The following is a 24,560-nucleotide window of genomic DNA, read 5'->3' as shown; positions in this document are numbered from 1 at the left end:
CGCACCGTTCGTTTGCTGCATACCCTTTCTGCGGTCATTTGGGCGTATCGTCGCCGGAAGCACTCCTTTTGGTAGTATAAGTATTAAGCTTTTACTTAAGACTACAACAACAGGAGGAGATTTCCATGACACTCACACGTCGTCATATGCTCAAGCTGGCCGGTGTGTCCGGTCTGGCCATGTCTCTGCCGTCCCTGGGGCGGGCACAAGAGCTGGAGAAAAAAAACCTTACCATTGCCGTGGGTGGCAAGGCGTTGATTTATTATCTGCCGCTGTCGATTGCGGAAGCCAAGGGGTTTTTCAACGATGAGGGCCTGGAGGTCAAGGTGGCGGATTTCGCCGGTGGCTCCAAGGCTTTGCAGGCGGTGGTGGGCGGCAGCGCCGATGTGGTTTCGGGTGCGTTCGAGCACACCATTAATTTGCAGTCCAAAGGGCAGTTTTATCGCGCTTTTGTTCAACAGGGGCGGGCTCCGGCCATTGTCTTGGCCGTTTCCAAGAAAACCATGCCCGACTACAAGAGTCCGGCTGATCTGAAGGGCAAGAAAATCGGAGTCACCGCGCCGGGCTCTTCGACCAATATGATGGTCAACTTCTTCCTGGAGCAGCATGGCCTTAAACCATCGGATGTGGCGTTTATCGGCGTTGGCGCAGGTGCGGGCGCGGTAACGGCGATGCGCACCGGGCAGGTGGATGCCATGGCCAATCTGGACCCGGTCATCGGTACGCTGGTCAAGGATGACGCCATTCAGATTATTGCCGACACGCGTACAGTGGCCGATACCAAAAAGATTTTCGGCGGCAATATGCCGTCGGCCTGCCTGTATGCCTCGCAGGAGTTCTTAGATAAAAATCCCAAGACGGCCCAGGCCTTGGCCAATGCCATCGTGCGCGCCGACAAGTGGATACAGGCCAACGACGCCGATACCATTGCCAAAACCGTGCCGGCTTCTTATCTGCTGGGCGATGTTGAACTGTACAAGCAGTGCCTGCAGGCCAATAAAGAGTCGCTTTCGCCCGATGGCCGGGTGGATGCGGATGGCCCGGCCACGGCGCTCAATGCCTTGGCTGCTTTCGTGCCCAATCTGGATGCGGCCAAGATCGATACGGGGAAAATTTTCACCAACGATTATGCCGATCAGGCCAATAAGAAGTATCCCAATGTCTGAAGCCGCGCTCTCTCTTGATAAGGTCAGCTGTGTCTTTGCCTCGCGCGACGGCAAGGGTTCGTATACGGCGGTGCGCGATGCCAGTCTGACGGTTGCGCCGGGCGAGTTCGTGTCCGTGGTCGGTCCCACCGGCTGCGGCAAGTCCACCTTGCTCAATGTGGGGGCCGGCTTGCTGGCCCCTTCGGCTGGTCAGGTGCGCGTGTTTGGCCAGGATCTGCAGGGCGTCAATCAACGTGCTGGTTATATGTTCCAGGGCGAGGCCTTGATGCCTTGGCGCAGCGCCGAATCCAACGTCATGGCCGGCCTGGAGTTCGCCGGCGTGCCGCAGGACGAGGCCCGCGCCCGCGCCCAGGACTGGCTCAAGCGGGTCGGTCTGGGCGGTTTTGGCGATCGCTATCCTCACCAGATGTCGGGCGGCATGCGTAAACGCGTCATGCTGGCGCAGACCTTGATTCGCGACCCGGACATCATCCTGATGGATGAGCCGTTTTCCGCCCTGGATGTTCAGACCCGGCAACTGATGGAAAATGAGGTGCTGGATATCTGGATGGCGCAGCGCAAGGCGGTCTTGTTCATTACCCATGACCTGGACGAAGCCATCGCCATGAGCGATCGCGTAGTGGTGCTCTCGGCCGGTCCGGGCACGCGCCCTATCGGCGAATTTCACATCGATCTGCCGCGTCCTCGCGATGTGGCCGAAGTCCGCAACCAGCCTCGCTTTGTCGAACTGCACTCGGCCATCTGGGCCGTGCTGCGCGACGAAGTCTTGAAGGGCTATGCCCAACAAAAGCGCGCCTGATATGTCCACTTCTACTCATCGTTCCCGCCTGACTTTGCGCGTCTGGCAAATCCTGCTGTTGGCCCTTATTTTGGCGGCCTGGCATTTCTTCACCCTGGACCCCAAGGTGGCGTTCTTTTTCGGACGACCATTGGACGTGGTCAAGGTCATCTGGGCCTGGTTCGTGACCAATGGCGATATCTACCAGCATCTGGGCGTGACCCTGACCGAAACCCTGCTGGCTTTTGTGATTGGTACTGTTGCAGGGCTGGCTTGCGGTTTGTGGCTGGGTCTGTCGCCCCGGGCGGCTGCTTTGCTGGACCCCTACATCACCGCAGCCAACTCCATGCCGCGCGTGATTCTGGCTCCGATTTTTGGCATGTGGTTTGGCTTGGGGATCTGGTCCAAGGTGGCGCTGGCCGTGACGCTGGTGTTTTTCATTGTCTTTTTCAATGTGTACCAGGGCGTGCGCGAAGTCAGTACGACCTTGCTGGACAATGCCCGCATGTTGGGTGCCAGCCGTCGCCAATTATTGCGTCATGTCTATATCCCTTCGGCAACCAGCTGGGTGTTTTCCAGCCTGCATACGTCGGTCGGTCTGGCCTTTGTCGGTGCTGTGGTGGGTGAATACCTGGGCTCGGCCAGCGGGGTAGGCTACCTGATCCTGCAGGCCGAAGGCACGCTGGACGTTAATACCGTGTTTGCCGGTATCGTGGTCTTGACCGTGTTTGCCTTGGTGCTCGATGGTTTGGTCAGCTTGTTTGAAGATCGCATGCTGGCCTGGCGGCCCAAGGGGGGCGAAACAGAAAAGCTTTGATTTTGCGTCGTGGTCTATCAAGCAGAACGGTTTTTTTTGCCAAGGCGTATATCAACAAACCTACCGCCGGTCATGGGCTGGCCCTGTGCGAGCAGATGGGTATCCATCCATTGCGATAAGGGATGCGTCATGACCGGCGGTTTGGTGTGCGCTTGCCAGGCTAGAGGCAGAGTGTCCTGTTGTGAATGGTGGCGTTCAGAAAGGGTTACTCGAATAGATCGGACAGCCATCGGGTGCCGAAATAAAGCGGCATGGGTGCGATAGCCAGAGCCAGACCCAGCAGATAAGGCAGTCCCAGCAAGCCATAGCCGAAAGGGGCAAATACCAGATTCAAGGTATATAGGATCATGCCGGAGCGATTGCTCATCAGTGAGTTGATCCAAGAGAAAATCAAAAAACCAATGCCCGTAAACGCCAGGGGCGTGGTGACGCTGACCCAGAAAGAGTGGCCGGTGGCCCAGCTCAGTGTGGGACCCAGGCCAAAAGCGCCGGCAATGCTGTTTGTCAGGCTCAAGAGAAGGGCACCAAAGAAGGTGATTTCCGGCGTGTGTTTGGACATTCTTATGCGTCAGGGGCAACGGAGTTTGCTCGTGGCCAATGCGGCACGGCGCAGTGCGCGAGATTCTACTGTTTTGCTTTGTTTATCGCTACGGTGCGCGTGGTCTTTGGGTGGGGTATTGTTGCTTTTACAGTAGCTGCGGTTCGGGGAATTCCACCGCCCGGGAGAGTGCCGGGTTTCTTGGCCGCCCGCATAGCGGGTGCGCATGCCACACAAAAACAGGCTGTATCGTGCTGATGCAGCCTGTTTTTGTAGGGGCCGCAAGGGGGTCAGGCGGTTTGGCGGGCTTGCTGTATCAAAGCGTCCAGCTTGATTGCATCGGCAGTGAACAGGCGTATGCCTTCAGCCAGCTTTTCGGTGGCCATGGCGTCCTGATTCAGTTCGGTACGAAAAGCCACTTCGTTGCTGGCGCGCCATTCGGGGGCAACGGTTTTTGCCTGCTCGACGGTCAGCGCGGGGGTCAGTTCGCCTGGGCTTGCATCCAATTGGCTCAGCAGTTCGGGGCTGATGGTCAGCAGGTCGCAGCCGGCCAAGGCCTGGATCTGGCCTATGTTGCGAAAGCTGGCTCCCATGACTTGCGTGGGGATATCGTAGGTTTTGTAGTATTCGTAGATGCCGCGCACCGAACGTACGCCGGGGTCGTTCTCGCCTTGATTGGCTTGCTCGTTCCAGTCGGCCCCGGCATTTTTCTTGAACCAGTCGTAAATGCGCCCTACGAACGGGGAGATCAGCGTGACTTTGGCCTGGGCGCAGGCGATGGCCTGGGGCAGGCAGAACAGCAGGGTCAGATTGCAGCGTATGCCTTCGGCCTGCAGTGCGCGGGCCGCCTGTATGCCTTCCCAGGTGGAGGCCAGCTTGATCAGCACGCGGTCGCGGTCTACGCCGGCACGCTCGTAGTGCTGAATGATGTGCCGTGCGCGCTCGATGCTGGCCAGCGTATCAAAGGACAGGCGCGCATCGACTTCGGTGGACACGCGGCCGGGCACGATGTCCAGGATCTGACGGCCGAACGCCACCAGAAGCAGGTCGCTGGTCTCGGCCAGGCTGGCGTGCGGATGATCGGCAATGACGCTCTCGAGCAGCGGACGATAGGCGGGCTGCTGGACAGCCTTCAGGATCAGGGAAGGGTTGGTGGTTGCGTCCGTCGGGCGATAGGCGCGCATGGCCTGGAAATCGCCGGTGTCGGCCACGACGGTGGTGTACTGGCGCAGGGATTCAAGCTGAGTTGTCATGTCTGTTGCAAGTCCATCTTAAAGCCATCAAACCAATCGGCAACTGTAGTCGATTTTGTAGGAAAACGCGCTTTTTTCAGTGTTTTTCCCGATTAACTTCCGGAGCAAGGGGTATTCAGCATATAATCAGAAGGTTTAATGTCAATTTCAGAACCGGGGTTTTTAACGTGCTGCCGTCTTTATTTCCTGAGGAGTCCCGCACTATCACTAGTGCTGTCCTAGCCCTGGCGGATGGAACCCTATTCAAAGGGGTATCAATCGGTGCCGAGGGGCACTGTGTTGCTGAAATCGTTTTCAATACAGCCATGACGGGTTATCAGGAAATCCTGACCGACCCAAGCTACAGCGGTCAAATTGTTACGCTTACCTATCCGCACATCGGTAATACCGGTGTCAATCCAGAGGACTCCGAATCCACCAAAGCCCACGCTGCCGGGCTTGTCGTTCGTGACTGTCCCTCCCGCCTGTCCAACTTCCGCTCCACCCAGTCCCTGCCCGACTACCTGAAGTCGCAGGGCGTGGTTGCCATCTCCGGTGTCGATACCCGCAAGCTGACGCGCATTCTGCGCGAAAAAGGCTCTTTGGGTGCCTGCATCATGGTCGGCGACGATGCCGAGCGCGCGTTGGAACTGGCCCGCTCTTTCAAGGGCATGCAAGGCCAGGATCTGGCCCAGGTCGTCTCTACCAGCCAGCCTCACGACTGGACCGAAGGCTCTTGGGAGCTGGGTCAGGGCTTTAGCCAGCCGGAAACCGGCCGCTTTCACGTGGTGGCCTACGACTTCGGCGTCAAGGCCAATATCTTGCGCCTGATGGCCGACCGTGGTTGCAAGGTCACCGTGGTGCCCGCCAAGACGCCGCTGGCCGATGTGCTGGCCTATCAGCCCGATGGCGTATTTTTGTCCAACGGCCCTGGTGACCCAGAGCCTTGCGATTACGCCATCGAAGCGTGTCGCGGCCTGTTGGAGCGCAAGCTGCCCGTCTTTGGTATTTGCTTGGGCCATCAGATCCTGGGCCTGGCCGTCGGTGCCAAGACGCTCAAGATGAAGAACGGCCATCACGGCGCCAATCACCCTGTGCAGGAACTGGCCAGTGGTCGAGTGTTCATTACCAGCCAGAACCACGGCTTTGCGGTGGACGCCGATACCTTGCCAGCCAATGCCAAGGTCACGCATATCTCTTTGTTCGACCAGAGCCTGCAGGGCTTCGAGTTGACGGATCGCCCCGCGTTCTGCTTCCAGGGTCACCCTGAAGCCACGCCCGGACCGCGCGATATCGCCTCGCTGTTCGACAAATTCATCAGCCTGATGGCTGCTCACCAGGCCAACAAAGCCGCGTAAGATCACTATCGCACTATGCCAAAGCGTTCAGACATAAAAAGTATTCTCATCATTGGCGCGGGCCCGATCATCATTGGTCAGGCTTGCGAATTCGACTATTCCGGTGCTCAGGCGTGCAAGGCCTTGAAGGCGGAAGGTTATCGGACCGTGCTGGTCAACAGCAATCCGGCCACCATCATGACCGACCCGGATACGGCCGATGTGACCTACATCGAGCCCATTACCTGGCAAGCCGTCGAAAAAATCATTGAAAAAGAGCGTCCCGACGCCTTGCTGCCCACGATGGGCGGGCAGACTGCGCTCAATTGCGCTCTGGATCTGGCCAAGTACGGCGTGCTGGAGAAGTTCGGTGTCGAGCTGATCGGTGCCAATGCCGCCGCCATTGAAAAGGCCGAAGACCGCCTGAAGTTCAAAGACGCCATGACCTCCATCGGTCTGGAGTCCGCCAAGTCCGGTGTTGCCCACAGCATGGACGAAGCCTGGGCGGTGCAAAAGCGCATTGCCGAAGAAATCGGCACGTCCGGCTTTCCCGTTGTCATTCGCCCCAGCTTTACGCTGGGTGGCACGGGCGGCGGCATTGCTTACAATCCCGAAGAGTTCGAGACGATCTGCCGCCGTGGCCTGGAAGCCTCGCCTACGAACGAATTGCTGATTGAAGAATCCCTGTTGGGCTGGAAAGAGTTCGAGATGGAAGTCGTGCGCGACCGCGCCGACAACTGCATCATCGTGTGCTCCATCGAGAACCTGGACCCGATGGGCGTACACACGGGCGACTCGATCACCGTGGCACCGGCCCAGACCCTGACCGACCGCGAATACCAGATCATGCGCAATGCCTCGATTGCCGTGCTGCGCGAAATCGGCGTGGATACCGGCGGCTCGAACGTGCAGTTTGCCGTTAATCCCGATAACGGCCGCATGATCGTCATCGAGATGAATCCACGTGTGTCGCGTTCTTCGGCGCTGGCTTCCAAGGCAACGGGCTTTCCTATTGCCAAGGTGGCTGCGCGCCTGGCCGTGGGCTATACCCTGGACGAGCTGCGCAACGAGATCACCGGCGGCGCAACCCCGGCTTCGTTCGAGCCCAGCATCGATTACGTGGTCACCAAAGTACCTCGTTTTGCCTTCGAGAAGTTCCCCCAGGCCGACTCCCGCCTGACTACCCAAATGAAGTCCGTGGGCGAAGTCATGGCTATGGGCCGCACGTTCCAGGAATCCTTCCAGAAAGCCTTGCGCGGTCTGGAAGTGGGCGTAGACGGCTTGAACCAGAAAACCACTGACCGCGAAAAACTGCAGGTGGAACTGGGCGAACCCGGTCCCGAGCGTATCTGGTACGTAGGCGATGCGTTTGCCCAGGGCTTCAGCCTGGAAGAAGTACACAATCTGACTAAGATCGACCCCTGGTTCCTGGCGCAAATCAAGGAAATCGTGGACATCGAGCTGGCGCTGGAACAAAAGACGCTGGCCGACCTGGACCGCGACACTTTGTTTGGCTTGAAGCGCCGTGGTTTTTCCGACCGTCGTCTGGCTTTCCTGCTGGACACGGTGGAATCGGAAGTGCGCAAGCTGCGTCATCAGCTTAACGTGCGTCCCGTGTACAAGCGCGTGGACACCTGCGCGGCCGAGTTTGCAACCAATACCGCCTACATGTACTCCACCTACGAGGAAGAGTGCGAATCCAATCCTACGGACAAAAAGAAGATCATCGTCCTGGGCGGCGGTCCCAATCGCATTGGTCAGGGTATCGAGTTTGACTACTGCTGCGTACATGCTGCCTTGGCATTGCGCGAAGATGGTTACGAAACCATCATGGTCAACTGCAACCCCGAAACCGTTTCCACCGACTACGACACTTCCGACCGACTGTACTTCGAGCCTCTGACGCTGGAAGACGTGCTGGAAATTGTCCACATCGAAAAACCGGTTGGCACCATCGTTCAGTACGGTGGCCAAACCCCTCTGAAGCTGGCTCGTGCGCTGGAAGCCAACGGCGTGCCCATTATCGGCACCAGCCCCGAATCCATCGACGTGGCCGAAGACCGCGAACGCTTTCAGAAGCTGTTGACCAAGCTGGGGCTGCGTCAGCCGCCCAACCGCACGGCCCGCACCGAAGGCGAAGCCATTGCCTTGGCATCCGAAATTGGCTACCCACTGGTGGTCCGTCCCAGCTATGTACTGGGTGGCCGTGCCATGGAAATCGTGCACGAACAGCAAGACCTGGAGCGCTACATGCGCGAAGCCGTCAAGGTCAGTAACGACTCGCCTGTGCTGCTGGATCACTTCCTGAATAACGCCACCGAAGTGGACGTGGACTGCCTGGCCGATGGTGAGCGTGTATTCGTGGGCGGCGTCATGCAGCACATCGAGCAGGCTGGCGTGCACTCGGGCGATTCTGCCTGCAGTCTGCCTCCTTACTCGTTGGACGATGCTACCGTGGCCGAAATCAAGCGCCAGACGGCACTCATGGCCAAGGCCCTGAACGTCAAGGGCCTGATGAACGTGCAGTTTGCTATCCAGGATGGCGAAGTCTACGTGCTGGAAGTCAACCCACGCGCTTCGCGCACTGTGCCTTTCGTCTCCAAGGCTACCGGCTTGCAACTGGCCAAGATCGCCGCACGTGCCATGGCCGGCCAGACCTTGGCTCAGCAGGGCGTGACCGAAGAAGTCACTCCGCCTTACTACAGCGTCAAGGAAGCGGTATTCCCCTTCGTTAAGTTCCCGGGCGTGGACACCATCCTGGGACCGGAAATGAAGTCCACTGGCGAAGTCATGGGCGTGGGCGAATCGTTCGCCGAAGCCTTTGTAAAGTCGCAGATGGCTGCCAGCGTGCGTTTGCCTGAAGGTGGTCTGGCCTTTATCAGTGTGCGTGCCCAGGATAAGCCGCAAGCGGTGGATGTGGCCCGCGGCCTGGTGTCCTTGGGCTTCAAGGTGGTCGCTACCCGTGGCACGGCCGCCGCTATCGAACAGGCAGGTTTGCCTGTGCAGGTGGTCAACAAAGTGACCGAAGGCCGCCCGCATATCGTGGACATGATCAAGAACGGCGAAGTCGCTCTGGTCATCAATACGGTCGAGGAGCGTCGCAATGCCATCGTTGACTCGCGTACAATCCGTACTCACGCGCTGGCTGCTAATCTTGCTTACTACACCACGATTGCAGGTGCATTGGCGGCGGTTCAGGGCTTGCAGTATCTGCGCCACGGAGATGGCTTGAAAGTTTACGCAGTGCAAGAGCTGCACGCCTTGCTCGCGAAACAATAAGGCTTATCAAGGTTGGAAGGGCGCACCCGCAGGTGCGCCCTTTTTCTTGCTGCCGACTCATTCAAGGCGAAAACGCATCGTGTGCGGATCGCAGCGGGGCGTCTGCGGATCGTGAGAGTTTTCTAGGAGATCATGCCGTGAAGTGGTTCATTCTTGCCGTGTTCATCGTCTGCACATTGGTGGTGCATTATCGGGGACGAGTACGTCATCGTTTTTCCCGTCAGGTGCTGGATCATTCTACGTTTACCGCGCCGCTCAATTGCTTTATGTACGCTTTTTCGGCGGTGCCCAACAAGCCTTACCTGGATTTGCAGAACTTTCCCGAGCTGAAAGTTTTGCTCGAACGCTGCGACCAGATCCGCGCCGAGGCGGAGCAATTGTTTGGCGAAGGTCATATCAAAGCGTCGGACAAATATAACGATGCCGGTTTCAACTCTTTCTTCAAGACCGGCTGGAAGCGCTTCTACCTGAAATGGTACGATGCCGACCATCCTTCGGCCCGTGAATTGTGCCCGGTCACCACCGGCCTGCTCAAAGATATTCCAAGCATCAAGGCGGCTATGTTCGCATCATTGCCGCCAGGCAGTCGTTTGCCGCGCCATCGGGACCCTTATGCGGGATCGCTGCGTTTTCACATGGGCTTGATGACGCCCAATAGTCCGGATTGCTACATCAATGTGGATGGTCAGGACTATTACTGGCGCGACGGCCAGGCTGTGGTGTTTGACGAGACGTTTATCCACTACGCCGAAAATAAGACGGATCAGAACCGCATTATTTTATTTGCGGACGTCGAGCGCCCCATGCGTTACCGATGGGCGCAGGCTGTTAACCATACGGTAGGCGGATTCCTGTTGCGCGCAGCGGCAGCGCCCAACCAGGAAGGCGATCGCACCGGTGGCATCAATCGCATTTTTGGCGTGGTTTATGCGGTGCGCCGTTTTGGCAAGGCCATCAAGAAAAAGAACGAAACCTTGTATTACGTGCTCAAGTGGGCGCTGGTGCTGGGCATACTGGCCTTGATTTTTCTTTGAGTGTGACGCAGGGCTAGGGGACACTGGCGCTGGAATGGCGACATGCCTTTTCGTTAGTCGCCATTTTTAGAGTCGGGCCGGTTTTATACCCCGGCGTTCTGGAGTGCATGACACATGCAGTCGGTATTTATTACTGGAGCCAGCAGTGGTTTGGGCCGGGCTCTGGCCAGCGAGTATGCGGCCCAGGGTGCGCGTCTGGGCTTGCTGGGGCGTCGCCAGGACCAATTGCAGGAGCTGGCCGCCACGTTGCCGGGTCAGCACCGCATTTACGTCGTGGATGTGCGTGATCGGCAGGCTTTGCATGAAGCGGCTGCCGATTTTCTGGCGTTTTGCGGGCAGAAGGTGGATGTGGTTGTAGCCAGTGCCGGCATCAGCGCCGGCACTCTGACCGAAGAGGCCGAGGATTTTGCGGTTTTCAAGGCCATAGTGGATACCAATTTGCTGGCCATGGTATCGACCTTTGAGCCCTTTGTCCCGGCCATGAAGGCCAATGGCGGCGGAGCTTTGGTGGGGATTGCCAGCGTGGCGGGCATACGTGGCTTGCCCGGAGCAGGGGCTTACAGCTGCTCCAAGGCGGCCGTCATCGCTTATTGCGAGAGCCTGCGGCTGGAGTTGGCCGGGCAGGGCGTGCGCGTGGTCACCATTGCGCCCGGCTATGTGCGCACTGCCATGACCGCCCACAATCCCTATTCCATGCCTTTCCTGATGCCGGCCGATGCCTTTGCCCGGCGTGCCGTCAAAGCCATTGCGCAAGGCGTATCGTACCGGGTCATTCCGTGGCCTATGGGCATTGTGGCGCGTTTGATGCGTTTGCTGCCCAATTGGCTGTACGACCGTCTGGCGCGCAATGCGCCGCGCAAGCCTCGTCAGGGAGCAGGTCGCAGATGTTGATGATGCAAGCGCTGTTCAAGGGTTTTGCGTTGAGTCTGGCTATGATCGTGGCTATCGGCGCGCAGAATGCGTTCGTGCTCAAGCAAGGGTTGATGCGCCGTCATGTATTGCCGGTGGTGCTGATTTGCGCTTTGTCCGATTTATTGTTCATTGTTTTGGGCGTTATGGCCGTCGGTGCCGTGATTGCGGCGCGTCCCTGGCTGGCTTTTGCTCTGACGCTGGGCGGAGGCCTGTTCTTGCTGGTGTATGGGGCGCGTTCGTTTCATGCGGCCTGGTATTCGCGCAGCAGCCTGCAGCTTGGCGCAGGGTCTGGCGGCGGCAGTCTGTGGGGGGCTTTGCTGGCGACGCTGGCGGTAACCTACCTGAATCCGGGCGTTTATTTGGATACCTTGTTGATCATCGGCGGGGTGGGGGCATCGTTTTCGGCCGAGCAAAAGCCGTGGTTCGTCGTGGGTGCGGGCTTGGCGTCGTTTATCTGGTTTTTTAGCGTGGGTTTTGGCGCGCGACTGCTTCAGCCCGTTTTTAAGCAGCCCCGAGCCTGGCGCATGCTGGAACTGTTGATCGGGGTGATTATGTGGTCCATTGCCTTGCCGTTGCTTTGGCAGTCTGTGGCTTTGGGGCGGTCGCTGTAGCGGCTTTGCTGCATGGTTGGGCAAACAGATCCCCGCCGGTGCCAGGCGCGGCGATATGTCGTGCGTTTTTTATGACCGCGCTGGTCTTTCAGGTCTAAAATTACGCCTCGATGCGTCTGTCGCCCTGCTGGGGCGACAGTCAGGCGCAGATAGTGCTGTCGTCTGTTTCGTCTTTTTCCTTTTGGAATTTCCCTTTATGTCTCAGTCCTACTTCCCGCGCTGGCGACGAGTGTCCGGCAGCGAGCCGGGTACGGTTGTGCAGCCTGACGAGTGCCTGGCCACGCCGCAAAATATCGCCATGGGCGCGCAGCACGTGGTAGCCATGTTCGGCTCTACCATTCTGGCTCCATTGCTGATGGGGTTTGATCCCAATCTGGCGATTCTGATGTCTGGCGTCGGTACCCTGATCTTTTTCGCTTTTGTGGGCGGGCGGGTGCCTAGCTACCTGGGGTCGAGCTTTGCGTTCATCGGCGGCGTCATCGCCGTAACCGGTTATGCGGGCAGCGGAGCCAATGCCAATATAGGCGTGGCCTTGGGTGCCATCATTATCTGTGGCTTGGTCTATACGCTGATCGGTCTGTTCGTCTGGATCTTCAATGCCCGCACCCAAGGCGGCGCGGCACGCTGGATCAACCACTGGATGCCGCCGGTTGTGACCGGGGCGATTGTGGCTGTGATCGGCTTGAATCTGGCCCCCATCGCTGCCAAGGGCGCGATGGGCGGCAGCACCTTTGATGCCTTGATGGCCCTGATGACGGTGCTGTGCGTTGGGGGAATTGCGGTCTATACGCGCGGCGTCGTGCAGCGCCTGCTGATCCTGGTGGGTTTGCTGCTTGCCTGCGTGCTGTACTGGTTGTTCACCAACGTCATGGGCTATGGCACGCCAATTGACTTCAGCGCTGTTCAGAACGCTGCCTGGCTGGGCCTGCCGTCTTTCTCTGCGCCGGTGTTCGAGCTGCATGCCATGACGGTCATTGTGCCGGTGGCGATTATTCTGGTTGCCGAAAATCTGGGGCATATCAAAGCAGTCAGCGCCATGACGGGGCAGGATCTGGACGGTTATCTGGGACGGGCTTTTGTCGGCGACGGGGTCGCTACGATGCTATCTGGCGCTGTGGGCGGCACGGGAGTCACTACATACGCAGAAAATATCGGAGTTATGGCCGCGACCCGCATCTATTCCACGCTGATCTTTGCCTTTGCCGCCGTCATTGCCATTTTCTTGGGTTTTTCGCCTAAGTTCGGCGCGGTCATCCAGTCCATCCCCGGTCCGGTGCTCGGTGGCATGTCGGTGGTCGTATTTGGCTTGATCGCCATTGCGGGCGCACGTATCTGGGTGGTCAATCAGGTGGACTTCAGCGACAACCGCAACCTGCTGGTGGCAGCCGTTACCTTGATTTTGGGCGCAGGCAACTTTTCCTTGCAATTTGGCGTGATCCGCTTGGATGGCATCGGGTGTGCGACCTTTGGGGCGATTATTCTGCACGCCTTGTTGCGTGGCCGAAGTCCTGCGCGGGGCTAAGCGGTTTCGGTCGGTCAGGCACGTGCGCGTCCTGTCTGCCGCTTTTCGGAGGGGCTTGCTATTTTCGGGCAGTTTGCCGACAATAGCTTGCATGGCCCCGGCTCTTGGCGGGGTTTTTTCTTGCCGCAGGGCGACCGGAGCACCGGGCCGCCCAAGGTAAAAAAGCCCCTTGTGGGCATCCAGGCAGGTTTAGGCCTGCGCAGCAGCAAGGGGCTTTTGTTCAGGTCGTACGGTCTACAAAGCATCACGCCAGTGGTGCCGGCCGCATCGGCAGGGCATTTGCCTTTGTCACCGTTCTCCACTATCTTCCAGGCGCTCCCGCTGCGGAGCGTCTTTTACTTGTTGAGCAGGAATACTATGTCTGCGATCCCATTGACTGCGCAGGGCGCACAACGTTTGCAAGTCGAACTACACCGCCTAAAGACGGTAGAGCGTCCCGATGTTATCAACGCCATTGCCGAAGCGCGCGCGCAGGGCGATCTGTCTGAAAACGCCGAGTACGATGCGGCCCGCGAACGCCAGGGTTTTATCGAAGGCCGCATCAGCGAACTGGAAGGCACGTTGTCCAACGCTCAGATCATCGAGCCGGCCACCTTGCAGGCCGACGGGCGTATTGTGTTCGGAGCCACGGTCGAGATCGAAGACCTGGAGTCGGGCAATACGGTAACGTATCAGATCGTGGGCGATGTCGAGGCCGACATTCGAGCCAACAAGATCTCGATTTCCAGTCCCGTGGCACGCGCCTTGATCGGCAAGTCCGAGGGCGATGTGGTGGAGGTCAAAGCACCGGCCGGCATCCGCGAATACGAAATCATTGGCATCAGCTACGTCTGATGCCTGCAGGCAGGCGGCTCTGCCGTTGGCGGCCCGAGGGTCGCCAGCCTCAAAAAGAAAGGCCCCTGCATAATCTGCGGGGGCCTTATAATTTACGGCGTCGGGATGGTTAGCGCTTGCCCGACGAGGGTCCACGACGGGCACCAGCCCTCAGGGACATGGCGCTGCCCGGACGGCGGGTGGCGCTGCGCGATGCCGCAGGTTTGACTGCATTGAATTTTTGTACGCTGCGCGCAGCGGCGGATGTTTTTTCTTCCTGGTTGCTGCTGCGTTCCGTGCGCATTTCTGCGCGGCGGGCGCGTTCGGAGCTGCGGGTGCGATTGACCCCTGCGGCTGCCAGCTTCTTGGGCGTGTAGGGCTCCGAAGGCTTGCGCACGGCGCGGGTCGGTTGTTCAGGGGCACCCAGCACATGCGGCCGTTCGGGATTGGGCCTGTAGATGGTCAGAATTTTGCCCAGATGGTGGACCGCGGCGGCATCCAGCGTCTGGCAGATGTGTTCGAGCATCTGCAGGCGGGCTTCGCGGTCATCGCCGGCCACGCGGATCTTGATCAGCTGGTGGGCCTGAAGGTGTACGCTGATTTCTTTCAGCACAGCCTCTGTCAGGCCGTTGTCGCCGATCAGAACGACAGGGCGCAAGGCGTGAGCGGCAGCACGAAGATCGCTGCGCTCATGAGGTGTAAGGTTTAATGTAGGCATAAAGAGATTGTACGGGAATGGCCAAGAAAAAATTCTCTAAAGATTGGGTTCATCAGCATATAAATGACCCCTACGTCAAACTGGCGCAACAAAAAGGGTATCGCGCGCGTGCGGCCTTCAAACTGAGTGAAATCCTGGATCTGGAGAAGATCCTTGTCAAGGGCAAAGTGGTCGTGGACCTGGGGTCCACGCCGGGCAGCTGGTCGCAACTGGTGCGCGAACGCATGGTCGGGCCCGGAGGGGTTCTGGACGGTCGCATTATCGCACTGGATATCCTGGAAATGGAACCCATTGCCGGGGTCGAGTTCATGCAGGGAGACTTTCGCGAAGAGCAGATGCTGGAGCGTTTGCATGCCAGTCTGAACGGTGAGCCGGTGGACCTTGTAATTTCTGACATGGCCCCCAACTTGTCAGGTGTGGCTTCGGCCGACTCGGCCCGCATCCAGCATTTGTGTGATCTGGCCATGGAATTTGCGGTGGAGCATCTGACCGCCGATGGTGTACTGATCGTCAAGGCTTTTCACGGTAGTGGTTTTTCCCAGATCGTGGAATCTTTCAAGCAGAAGTTTGTCAAAGTGATCGAGCGCAAACCCAAAGCGTCGCGCGATAAATCGTCCGAGACTTTTCTGGTTGCCCGGGGTCTGAAGGGCAGGTAATTTATGACTTGCCGGTCTCCGGATCGGGTAGAATGAACTAAGTATGGCGCTTGTTCAGGTATGTGTAAGCATGCATGGCAAGTTATCGCAATCGCAGGAGATTGGCTTTGAACAACTCGTTTTCCAAAGTCGCGATCTGGATGGTTATTGCGCTTGTGCTGTTTACTGTTTTCAAGCAGTTTGACGGCCGGCCGGCAACCACCGATGGCGTCACCTATACGCAATTCATGAATGATGCGCGCGCCGGTCGCATCACCAAGGTGGATATCCAGGGCGATACCCTGCATGTCACGCCTGATTCCGGCCGCACCTACACCCTGACTTCCCCCGGCGACCTGTGGATGGTGCCCGAGCTGGTCAAGTCCGGTGTGCAGGTTTCCGGCAAGGCCCGCGAGGAACCTTCCTTCCTGACCAGCCTGTTCATTTCCTGGTTCCCCATGCTCTTGCTCATCGGGGTGTGGGTGTTTTTCATGCGTCAGATGCAAGGCGGCGGCAAGGGCGGGGCATTTAGCTTCGGCAAGTCGCGTGCGCGCCTGCTCGACGAAAACTCCAATCCTGTCACCTTTGCCGATGTCGCCGGCTGCGACGAGGCCAAGGAAGATGTGCAGGAACTGGTCGATTTCCTGCGTGATCCCTCTCGCTTTCAGCGCTTGGGCGGTCGTATTCCCCGTGGCATCCTCATGGTGGGTTCGCCCGGTACCGGCAAGACCTTGCTGGCCCGAGCCATCGCCGGCGAAGCGAAAGTGCCGTTTTTCAGCATTTCCGGTTCTGATTTCGTGGAAATGTTCGTGGGCGTCGGTGCTTCGCGTGTTCGCGACATGTTCGAGAACGCCAAGAAACAGGCTCCCTGCATCATCTTCATCGACGAAATCGATGCGGTCGGCCGCCAGCGCGGTGCCGGCCTGGGCGGTGGCAACGACGAACGTGAACAGACCCTGAACCAACTGCTGGTGGAAATGGACGGTTTTGAAACCGGCCAAGGCGTGCTGGTCATTGCCGCCACCAACCGTCCCGACGTACTGGACCCCGCCTTGCTGCGTCCGGGCCGTTTCGACCGTCAGGTCGTCGTGGGTCTGCCCGATATCCGTGGCCGTGAACAGATTCTGAAAGTGCATATGCGCAAGGTGCCGCTGGCTCCCAATGTGGACGCTGTGGTGCTGGCACGCGGCACGCCGGGTTTTTCCGGTGCCGATCTGGCCAACCTGGTCAACGAAGCAGCCTTGTTTGCCGCCCGCCGCAATGGTCGTACGGTCGACATGCAGGATTTCGAGCGCGCCAAGGACAAGATCATCATGGGTGCCGAGCGCCGTTCCATGATCATGCCCGAAGAAGAGCGTCGCAATACGGCCTACCACGAAGCGGGCCACGCGCTGGTTGCATGCATGTTGCCCAAGACCGATCCTGTTCATAAGGTCACCATCATTCCTCGTGGCCGCGCATTGGGTGTCACCATGCAGTTGCCCGAGGGCGACCGCTACAGCATGGACAAGGAACGTCTGCTCAACATGATTGCCGTATTGTTCGGTGGCCGGATCGCCGAAGAAGTCTTTATGAATCAAATGACGACAGGTGCATCGAACGACTTCGAGCGGGCCACGCAGATCGCCCGCGACATCGTGACCCGTTACGGCATGACCGACTCTCTGGGGCCAGTGGTTTACGCCGAAAACGAAGGTGAAGTTTTCCTGGGCCGCAGCGTCACCAAGACCACGCACGTATCCGAAGCGACCATGCAGAAGGTGGATTCCGAGATTCGCAAGATCATCGATGAGCAATATAGCGTTGCGCGTACGCTGATCGAAGACAACCGCGATAAGATGGAATCTATGGCCAAGGCGCTGTTGGAATGGGAAACCATCGATGCGGACCAGATCGACGACATCATGAAGGGTTTGCCTCCACGGGCTCCACATATCCCGGGCGGCGATAACTCGTCCTCCTCCGACGGCTCTGTGCCACCGGCTACGGGCGTCAGCCCTAGCGGCGACAAGGGTACGGCGGCAACGACGCCTGTTTAATTTTTACTTAGGCACCGCCTATTTCATGAATCACGACCAATGGTCTTGTGGGCGCTTCCAGCTTGGGCTGGAGCGCCCTTTGCTTATGGGGATCGTGAATGTCACTCCCGATTCCTTCTATGACGGTAACCGGCATGCCGATCTATCCCGGGCCTTGGACCACGCCCATCAATTGATTGCCGAAGGTGCCGATATCCTGGATATAGGCGGGGAATCGACCCGACCGGGGGCCGAGCCTGTATCGCTGGAACAGGAAATGGAGCGTGTCATCCCCCTGGTGCAGGCCCTGCGCTCGTCGGGGGTGGCATTGTCGGTAGATACCTTCAAGCCGGAGATCATGCGTGCCAGCCTGGCCGCCGGAGCCGACATCATCAACGATATTTATGCCTTGCGCATGCCGGGCGCGTTGGAGGCTGTGCGTGATTCGGACTGTGGTCTGTGCATTATGCATATGCAGGGCGAACCGCGCACCATGCAGCAGGAGCCGCGCTACCAGGATGTGGTTGCGCAAGTCAGGGATTTTCTGCAAGAGCGTTGTGACCAATTGCTGCAGCATGGAGTGGCATCCAAGCGTATCATGCTCGATCCCGGCTTTGGCTTTGGCAAGACAGCAGCCCATAATTACCAGTTGCTGCGTGGGCTGGAGCAGGCCAGCGTGCCAGGGTATCCCTGGCTGATCGGTTTGTCGCGCAAGTCCATGATCGGATATGTCACCGGCAAAACGGCAAATGAACGTCTGATTGGTAGTATATCGGCAGCCCTGGCCTGCGTGGTTCGGGGTGCAAAAGTGATCCGTGTCCACGATGTCGCCGCAATGCGCGAAGCGCTGGATATCTGGAATGCGGTTGAATTTGGAGTCTCTGAATGAGCGATCGGAAGTATTTTGGCACCGACGGTGTCCGTGGCGAAGTGGGTGGCCCAACCATCAATCCCGAGTTTGCCTTGCGGCTGGGCTATGCCGCCGGCAAGGTGCTGGCAGGCCAACACCAGGGCAAAGGCCGTCCCACGGTCATTATCGGCAAGGACACCCGCATTTCCGGCTATATGCTGGAATCGGCCCTGGAGGCAGGGCTGTCGGCGGCCGGTATCGATGTGCTGCTGGCTGGCCCTGTGCCTACGCCAGCGGTCGCCTACTTGACGCGTACCCTGCGCCTGGCTGCCGGTATTGTCATTTCCGCTTCCCATAATCCCTATTTCGACAATGGCATCAAGTTCTTCTCGGCGCATGGCACCAAGTTGCCTGACGAGGTCGAACTCAAGATCGAACAGGCGATCGACCAGCCCATGCAGTGGGTTAAATCCGAGTCCTTGGGCCGTGCCCGTCGCCTGGAGGACTCCGCCGGTCGTTATATCGAGTTTTGCAAGAGCACCTTTCCCAACGAATTGGATCTGGACGGCCTGAAGATCGTGGTCGATGCGGCTCACGGCGCAGCCTACAACATTGCCCCCCACGTGTTCCGTGAGCTGGGTGCCGAAGTGGTGGCCATTGGCGTGCAGCCCGATGGCTTTAACATTAACCACGAGGTGGGGGCCACGTACCCCGAGCGTCTGGCCGAGGAAGTGCGCGCACATGGCGCAGACCTGGGCATTGCTCTGGATGGCGATGCCGACCGGCTCCAGATGGTGGATGCCGATGGTCGTATCTACAACGGTGACGAACTGCTTTACCTGATCGTGCGCGATCGCCAGCAGAGCCAGCCCGTGGAAGGCGTGGTCGGCACCTTGATGACCAATTTCGGCTTCGAGAAAAGCATGCGCGATCTGGGCATTGCGTTCGAGCGTGCCAAGGTGGGTGATCGCTATGTGCTGGAGCAGATGCAGCAGCGCGGCTGGCTGTATGGCGGCGAAAGTTCCGGCCACCTTCTGTGCCTGGACTGCCATACGACGGGTGATGGCATTATTGCCGCCTTGCAGGTATTGACGGCTTTACGCCACAGTCGCAAGAGCTTGTCCGAATTGTTGGTGGATTTGAAGATGTATCCGCAGATCATGGTTAATGTGCCTTTGCAGGCAGGTCAGAACTGGCAGGGACATGCCGGACTGGCCGCGGCCAAGGCGCAGGTGGAAAGCCAGCTTGGCGAGCGTGGACGGGTGTTGATCCGGGCTTCTGGTACCGAACCCAAGCTGCGTCTGATGGTAGAGGCCGAGGATGCTGATCTGGCGCAATCGGGGATTGATACCCTACTTGCAGTGGATTTAATGAAATAGTAATTTGGCTATCAAAAACCTGAAACATTGCTTGTGCATCATGCACTAAAGTTTTTGGAGTCATCACGATGCTAGATCTTGAGCGTGCACGATCCGCAGCCGACCTGGGCAATGCCTGGGCCGGCCATACCGTCGGAGGCTTGGCTTTGCGTCTGGCTCGCACAGACGAAGAGCTTGAAGTCCTGCAGCGTTTGCGGTTCCAGGTTTTTACCGAAGAGATGAACGCGGTATTTCCAGGCCAGCATAATGGTCTGGACACCGACCGTTTTGATCAATGGTGCGAGCATTTCATGGTGTCCGAGCCTGAACGCAACCGGGTAATCGGCACTTACCGTCTGCTGACGCCAGAAAAGGCCAAGCTGGCGGGCGCGTATTACTCGGAGTCCGAGTTCGACATCAGCGCTTTGGACGCCTTGCGTCCCAGCCTGGTCGAAGTGGGGCGCTCCTGCATTCACCCGGACTATCGCAATGGTTCGGCCATCATGATGCTGTGGGGCGGTATTGCCGCCCTGATGCGCATGGGCGGTTACCGCTATCTGCTGGGGTGCGCCAGCGTCAGCTTGCGCGACGATGGTGTCACGGCGGCCGAAGTCTGGCGCGTGGCCCGCAAATCCATGCAGGATCATCCCGAGGTGCCGCACGTCACACCGCTGAACCGCTATCCGGTCGAGCGGCTGGACAGCGACTTGCCGGCTCGTATTCCGCCCTTGATCAAGGGGTATCTGAAGCTGGGGGCTACTATTTGCGGTGAACCGGCCTGGGACCCGGACTTCAATACGGCGGACTTCCCGGTTCTGCTCGATTTGCAGGCTATGGATGAACGCTATAAGCGCCATTTTGGGCTGGTCTGATACGGCAGGCTTTCGGCAATAGGTATCAGGCATAGGTGCCGCAACGAAACGAACCCCCAATGCCGGAGCGGTTTCCGGCATTGGGGGTTCGTTTTTTTACTGCTTCTGTATCCCTCGTCTTATTGGCAGGCGGCCCGGCCTATTGATTCCGTGATGCTGCTAGACCAGCTCCAGGGTCAAGTCGTTGTGGTCGGTTTGCCAGGCCTGGACTTCAGCCAGCAAGGAGGCCTGCGACAAGGGGTGCGAGGCCATCCAGGCTGTGTTCTGGTGAATAAGCACTTTCTTGCCTTGCAGCTCGACACGCAAGGGCAAGGAGTCCATGTCTTCGCGGCGGCGCATCAGAATGACGGCCAGACGCAGGCTCAGCAGCGTCAGCCACCAGGCATTGGTAGTTTCGTAACGCTTGAGTTTTCCCAGCTTGCCTTGGTGGCCCAGGCCCAGGAAACTGAGCATGGCCTGGTCATCGTTCGAGAAGCCGGGCATATCCGCATGTTCCAATACGTACGCGGTATGTTTGTGGTAGTCAGCGTGAGCGATGCTCAGGCCGACTTCGTGTAGATCGGCCGCCCAGCCTAATTGCCGAGCCAGCTCCTGGGCTTCGGGCGAATCGGGCAACTGCAGGGAGCGCAGCAGGGCCAAGGCGGCATTGCGCACGCGCTGCGCCTGGCGAGTGTCGATGTGATAGCGCTTGACCATTTGCTGCACAGTCTGGGAGCGTTGGTCGTGCTCGGACTCCCGGCCCAGCATGTCGTACAGCACGCCCATGCGCAGAGCGCCTTCGCCGGGCATCATTTGACGTATTTTCAGTTCCTGGAAGGCGGCCATCATGATGGCCAGGCCTGCGGCCAGCACCGGTGCGCGATGCGGCTTGATGCCGTGCAGCAGACGCATGTCCACTTTGCCGTCCTGCACCAGGCGCTTCTTGAGCAGCTCCATGCCTTCCAGCGTGATGCCCTTTTTGGACATGCCGTTTTCTTGCAAGATGGCGAATAGGCCTTTGGCCGTGCCGGACGAACCATAGGCTTCCTGCCAGCCGGTCTTACGGTATTGGCGCGTAATGCCTTCCAGTTCGCGGCGTGCTGCCAGAATGGCTTTTTGCATGCGTTCTTCGGTAATCGCGCCGTCGGCAAAGAACTTGTCGGTATAGCTCACGCAGCCCATGTACAGCGAGGACAGCAGCATGGGCTTGAGCCCCTTGCCGATGATGACCTCAGTCGAGCCGCCACCTATGTCTATCATCAGCCGACGATTAGGCGAAGGGGGCAGTTCGTTACTGATCCCCGAGAAAATCAAGCGCGCCTCTTCGTGACCGGAAATGACTTCGATGGGAAAGCCCAAGGCCGCCTCGGCGGCCGGCAAGACTTCGCTCAGGTTGCGTGCCACGCGAAAGGTATTGGTGGCGACGGCGCGGACCCGATTTGGGTGAAAGCCTTTCAGACGTTCATTAAAGCGCTGCAGAATGACGACTGCGCGCTCGATGGCATCCGGGCTGATGCACTTGTCCGGCCCCATGCCGGCGGCGAGCCGGACGGATTCATTCAGGCGGTCTATCGCGTAGATCTGGGCATGGCCATTGTGCTGGACAACACGTCCGATGGACAGGCGAAAGCTGTTGGAGCCGAGATCCACGGCGGCGAGTAGTTGTTCCATGAGGAATCGCTGAGGGTGAATACTGTGCGATTATAAGGACATTAATCGTGGGTTTTGTTACATAAACCTGAAAATTCACAAAAGATGCCTATCCACCTTGCGGCCGTGTTTGGCTGTGCTTTTCAAGATGACAGGTTTGTGTATAAGGACATAGGGGCCAGGAGCGGAGATCTTGTATTCATAGAACAGTAATATTCATGTAGTAAAAGAGTCCGGCGATCTATTTTTCCACTGTTGGATAACGACCTCACCATGCTGCCTTCTCCCGATTCCACTTTGCTCAACCGCGAATTGTCGCTGCTTAAGTTCAATGAACGTGTTCTGGCCATGGCCGAGAACCCAAGCACGCCTTTGCTGGAGCGCTTGCGCTATATCTGTATCGTCAGCTCCAACATGGACGAGTTCTTTGAGATCCGCATCTCCAGTCTGAAGGAGCAGATTCATCAGAATCCGCATCAGGTCGGCGATGACGGCTTCCTGCCCCAGGAGGCGTTCGAGCGTGTGCAGCGGGCTGCGCATCAGTTGATTGACAGGCAGAACAATCTGTTGATGCAGACGGTGCTGCCCAATCTGATGGAAGAAGGCATAGGGCTGTTGCTGCCGGCCCGCTGGACCGAGGCGCAGCGGGAATGGGCCTACCAGACTTTCCAGCGTGATGTGATGCCCTTGTTGACGCCTATCGGCTTGGACCCGGCGCATCCGTTTCCGCGCGTCTATAACAAAAGTCTGAACTTTATTGTGGCGCTCAGCGGCGAAGATGCGTTTGGGCGCGCCGGTACGATTGCCATTGTTCAGGCCCCGCGAGCCTTGCCGCGCGTGATCCGCGTGCCGGACGATATTGCCGGCATTCCGCAGGGATATATGCTGCTGACCTCGTTGATCAGCGTGTTCGTCAACGAACTGTTTCCGGGCATGGACGTCAAAGGCTGCTACCAGTGGCGGGTGACCCGTAACAGCGATTTGTTCGTGGACGAAGAAGAGGTCACCAATCTGCGCTCGGCCTTGCAGGGCGAGCTGTCGCAGCGCAATTTCGGCGCGGCGGTGCGGCTGGAGATCGATCAGTCCACACCCGAGAGTCTGGAGCGTTTCCTGCAAAGCGAGTTTTCTCTGGAGGGGCCGGATACGTATCGTGTGCGCGGTCCGGTCAATCTGTCGCGCCTGATGCAGCTATGCAATGTGCCTGATCGGCCCGATCTGCTGTTTTCGGACTATCGGGCTCCTATTCCCGCTCCCTTCGATGGCTCTTTTGACACCCCGGCCCAGTTCTTTGCCGCCATCAAGCGCAAGGATCAGCTTTTGCACCATCCCTACCAGTCGTTTCAGCCTGTGCTCAGCTTTTTGCGCGCGGCAGCGGCCGATCCGGCGGTGGTGGCCATCAAGCAGACCATTTACCGCACAGGCGAAGACTCCGAGCTGATGAATATCTTGCTGTCGGCGGCCCGCGCCGGCAAGGAAGTAACAGTGGTGGTGGAGCTGATGGCCCGCTTTGACGAGCAGACCAATATTAACTGGGCGGCCAAGCTTGAGGAGGTGGGCGCGCATGTCAGCTATGGTGTGGTCGGGCATAAGACCCACGCCAAAATGGTATTGGTGCTGCGCCGCGAAGACGGCTGCATCCGCCGTTATGGACATCTGGGCACGGGCAATTATCATCCCCGCACGGCGCGTCTGTATACGGATTTTGGCCTGCTGACGGCCAATCAGGATGTGTGCGAGGATATGGACAAGGTGTTTTCGCTCTTGACCGGGCTGGGTGCCTGGCGTCCGCTCAAGCTGTTGCTGCAGTCGCCGTTTACCTTGCACGACAGCATGATGGCGCGCATTCAGACCGAAACCGAAAATGCTCTGGCCGGCAAACGGGCGCGCATCATGGCCAAGATGAACTCGTTGTTGGAGCCTAAAATCATCCAGGCCCTGTATGACGCCAGTCAGGCTGGGGTGAAGGTAGATCTGGTGGTACGTGGGGCGTGTGCGTTGCGGGCCGGCGTGCCTGGTCTGTCCGAGAATATCCAGGTGCGCTCGATCATTGGCCGCTTTCTGGAGCATTCGCGGGTATTTTATTTCTATAACGAAGGGCAGGAGGATGTATTTATTTCCTCGGCCGACTGGATGGACCGCAACTTCTTCCGTCGCGTGGAGCTGGGCGTGCCGGTGCTGGACCGCAGCCTGAAGAAGCGAGTCATCTCCGAAGCCTTCACCTTTGCCTTGCGGGACAATCAATTGGCCTGGAAAGCGAATTCCGACGGTACGTACAGCCGTATCCGCAGCCGTCGCACCGCATTCAACCTGCATCAGTTTTTGATGCATCGTTTGGGCGGTGTTTGAAATAACAACATTGTCACGAACATGTCATAAAGTCTGTTTAACATGTCGTGACATACAGGGTGGGCCTGTCTCTGACTATCATCAAGAGGATTTCT

Annotated in this window: 20 protein-coding genes; 16 read left to right on the top strand and 4 right to left on the bottom strand. The window is 58.3% G+C overall.

Features of this window, described 5'->3' with window-relative positions; translation table 11 throughout:
* The first annotated feature begins 125 nt into the window (after positions 1-125).
* Genes AADW57_RS13695 through AADW57_RS13685 form a run of 3 tightly spaced genes read left to right on the top strand, consistent with a single transcriptional unit; the run spans position 126 to position 2,761 of the window.
* On the top strand, positions 126-1,166 hold the full coding sequence (locus AADW57_RS13695) for an ABC transporter substrate-binding protein (RefSeq protein ID WP_341667447.1): 1,041 nt from the start codon (positions 126-128) through the stop codon (positions 1,164-1,166).
* Positions 1,159-1,965 (top strand): ABC transporter ATP-binding protein, encoded by an 807-nt coding sequence (locus AADW57_RS13690; RefSeq protein ID WP_341667446.1) that lies wholly within the window; start codon positions 1,159-1,161, stop codon positions 1,963-1,965. Before AADW57_RS13695 ends, AADW57_RS13690 begins: the two co-directional genes overlap by 8 nt.
* A 1-nt stretch (position 1,966) precedes the next feature.
* Positions 1,967-2,761, top strand: coding sequence for an ABC transporter permease (locus AADW57_RS13685; protein ID WP_341667445.1), 795 nt, complete (start codon positions 1,967-1,969; stop codon positions 2,759-2,761).
* Between the two features lie 205 nt (positions 2,762-2,966).
* Here the strand turns inward: AADW57_RS13685 and AADW57_RS13680 are convergent, their stop codons facing one another.
* Together AADW57_RS13680 and tal are read right to left on the bottom strand one after the other, a co-directional pair.
* Complete coding sequence (locus AADW57_RS13680) at positions 2,967-3,320, bottom strand: hypothetical protein (RefSeq protein ID WP_341667444.1); 354 nt, start codon at positions 3,318-3,320, stop codon at positions 2,967-2,969.
* A gap of 269 nt (positions 3,321-3,589) precedes the next feature.
* Positions 3,590-4,552 (bottom strand): transaldolase, encoded by a 963-nt coding sequence (gene tal, locus AADW57_RS13675; protein WP_341667443.1) that lies wholly within the window; start codon positions 4,550-4,552, stop codon positions 3,590-3,592.
* 167 nt (positions 4,553-4,719) lie between these two features.
* Here tal and carA point away from each other — a divergent pair, with 167 nt between their 5' ends.
* From carA to greA, 7 genes are all read left to right on the top strand, one after another.
* On the top strand, positions 4,720-5,889 hold the full coding sequence (gene carA / locus AADW57_RS13670; RefSeq protein WP_445819149.1) for a glutamine-hydrolyzing carbamoyl-phosphate synthase small subunit: 1,170 nt from the start codon (positions 4,720-4,722) through the stop codon (positions 5,887-5,889).
* A gap of 15 nt (positions 5,890-5,904) precedes the next feature.
* Positions 5,905-9,147, top strand: coding sequence for a carbamoyl-phosphate synthase large subunit (carB, locus tag AADW57_RS13665; RefSeq protein ID WP_341667442.1), 3,243 nt, complete (start codon positions 5,905-5,907; stop codon positions 9,145-9,147).
* 137 nt (positions 9,148-9,284) lie between these two features.
* Positions 9,285-10,181 (top strand): lipid A hydroxylase LpxO, encoded by an 897-nt coding sequence (gene lpxO, locus AADW57_RS13660; RefSeq protein WP_341667441.1) that lies wholly within the window; start codon positions 9,285-9,287, stop codon positions 10,179-10,181.
* 114 nt (positions 10,182-10,295) lie between these two features.
* Positions 10,296-11,072 carry an SDR family oxidoreductase gene (locus tag AADW57_RS13655; protein WP_341667440.1) on the top strand — a complete coding sequence of 259 codons (777 nt, stop codon included), beginning with the start codon at positions 10,296-10,298 and terminating at the stop codon, positions 11,070-11,072.
* Positions 11,066-11,704 carry a LysE/ArgO family amino acid transporter gene (locus AADW57_RS13650; protein ID WP_341667439.1) on the top strand — a complete coding sequence of 213 codons (639 nt, stop codon included), beginning with the start codon at positions 11,066-11,068 and terminating at the stop codon, positions 11,702-11,704. Before AADW57_RS13655 ends, AADW57_RS13650 begins: the two co-directional genes overlap by 7 nt.
* A 196-nt stretch (positions 11,705-11,900) precedes the next feature.
* On the top strand, positions 11,901-13,226 hold the full coding sequence (locus AADW57_RS13645; protein WP_341667438.1) for a solute carrier family 23 protein: 1,326 nt from the start codon (positions 11,901-11,903) through the stop codon (positions 13,224-13,226).
* Between the two features lie 357 nt (positions 13,227-13,583).
* Positions 13,584-14,060: a transcription elongation factor GreA gene (gene greA / locus AADW57_RS13640; RefSeq protein WP_341667437.1), complete on the top strand. Its 477-nt coding sequence runs from the start codon at positions 13,584-13,586 to the stop codon at positions 14,058-14,060.
* 109 nt (positions 14,061-14,169) lie between these two features.
* Here greA and AADW57_RS13635 read toward each other — a convergent pair whose 3' ends face one another.
* On the bottom strand, positions 14,170-14,757 hold the full coding sequence (locus tag AADW57_RS13635) for a YhbY family RNA-binding protein (protein WP_341667436.1): 588 nt from the start codon (positions 14,755-14,757) through the stop codon (positions 14,170-14,172).
* Positions 14,758-14,774: 17 nt separating this feature from the next.
* Between AADW57_RS13635 and AADW57_RS13630 the strand changes: the two genes are divergently transcribed.
* From AADW57_RS13630 to AADW57_RS13610, 5 genes are all read left to right on the top strand, one after another.
* Positions 14,775-15,413 (top strand): RlmE family RNA methyltransferase, encoded by a 639-nt coding sequence (locus tag AADW57_RS13630; RefSeq protein ID WP_341667435.1) that lies wholly within the window; start codon positions 14,775-14,777, stop codon positions 15,411-15,413.
* Positions 15,414-15,520: 107 nt separating this feature from the next.
* Positions 15,521-17,431: an ATP-dependent zinc metalloprotease FtsH gene (ftsH, locus tag AADW57_RS13625; protein ID WP_341667434.1), complete on the top strand. Its 1,911-nt coding sequence runs from the start codon at positions 15,521-15,523 to the stop codon at positions 17,429-17,431.
* A 25-nt stretch (positions 17,432-17,456) separates the two neighbouring features.
* On the top strand, positions 17,457-18,299 hold the full coding sequence (folP, locus tag AADW57_RS13620; protein ID WP_341667433.1) for a dihydropteroate synthase: 843 nt from the start codon (positions 17,457-17,459) through the stop codon (positions 18,297-18,299).
* On the top strand, positions 18,296-19,639 hold the full coding sequence (gene glmM, locus AADW57_RS13615; protein WP_341667432.1) for a phosphoglucosamine mutase: 1,344 nt from the start codon (positions 18,296-18,298) through the stop codon (positions 19,637-19,639). The genes folP and glmM overlap by 4 nt, the downstream gene beginning before the upstream one ends.
* Positions 19,640-19,707: 68 nt before the next feature.
* Positions 19,708-20,490: a GNAT family N-acetyltransferase gene (locus tag AADW57_RS13610; protein WP_341667431.1), complete on the top strand. Its 783-nt coding sequence runs from the start codon at positions 19,708-19,710 to the stop codon at positions 20,488-20,490.
* Between the two features lie 159 nt (positions 20,491-20,649).
* On the opposite strand, the gene AADW57_RS13605 is transcribed toward AADW57_RS13610, so the two are convergent.
* Complete coding sequence (locus AADW57_RS13605) at positions 20,650-22,140, bottom strand: Ppx/GppA phosphatase family protein (protein ID WP_341667430.1); 1,491 nt, start codon at positions 22,138-22,140, stop codon at positions 20,650-20,652.
* Between the two features lie 252 nt (positions 22,141-22,392).
* Between AADW57_RS13605 and ppk1 the strand changes: the two genes are divergently transcribed.
* Entirely contained in the window at positions 22,393-24,465 is a 2,073-nt protein-coding gene (gene ppk1 / locus AADW57_RS13600) for a polyphosphate kinase 1 (RefSeq protein WP_341667428.1), read from the top strand.
* Positions 24,466-24,560 lie beyond the last annotated feature (95 nt).

Origin of the sequence: Alcaligenes sp. SDU_A2 (genome assembly GCF_038237375.1) — a bacterium.
Lineage (GTDB): Bacteria > Pseudomonadota > Gammaproteobacteria > Burkholderiales > Burkholderiaceae_B > Alcaligenes.
Note: the sequence above shows the minus strand (reverse complement) of the source record. Positions and strands in the feature narration are given on the sequence as shown.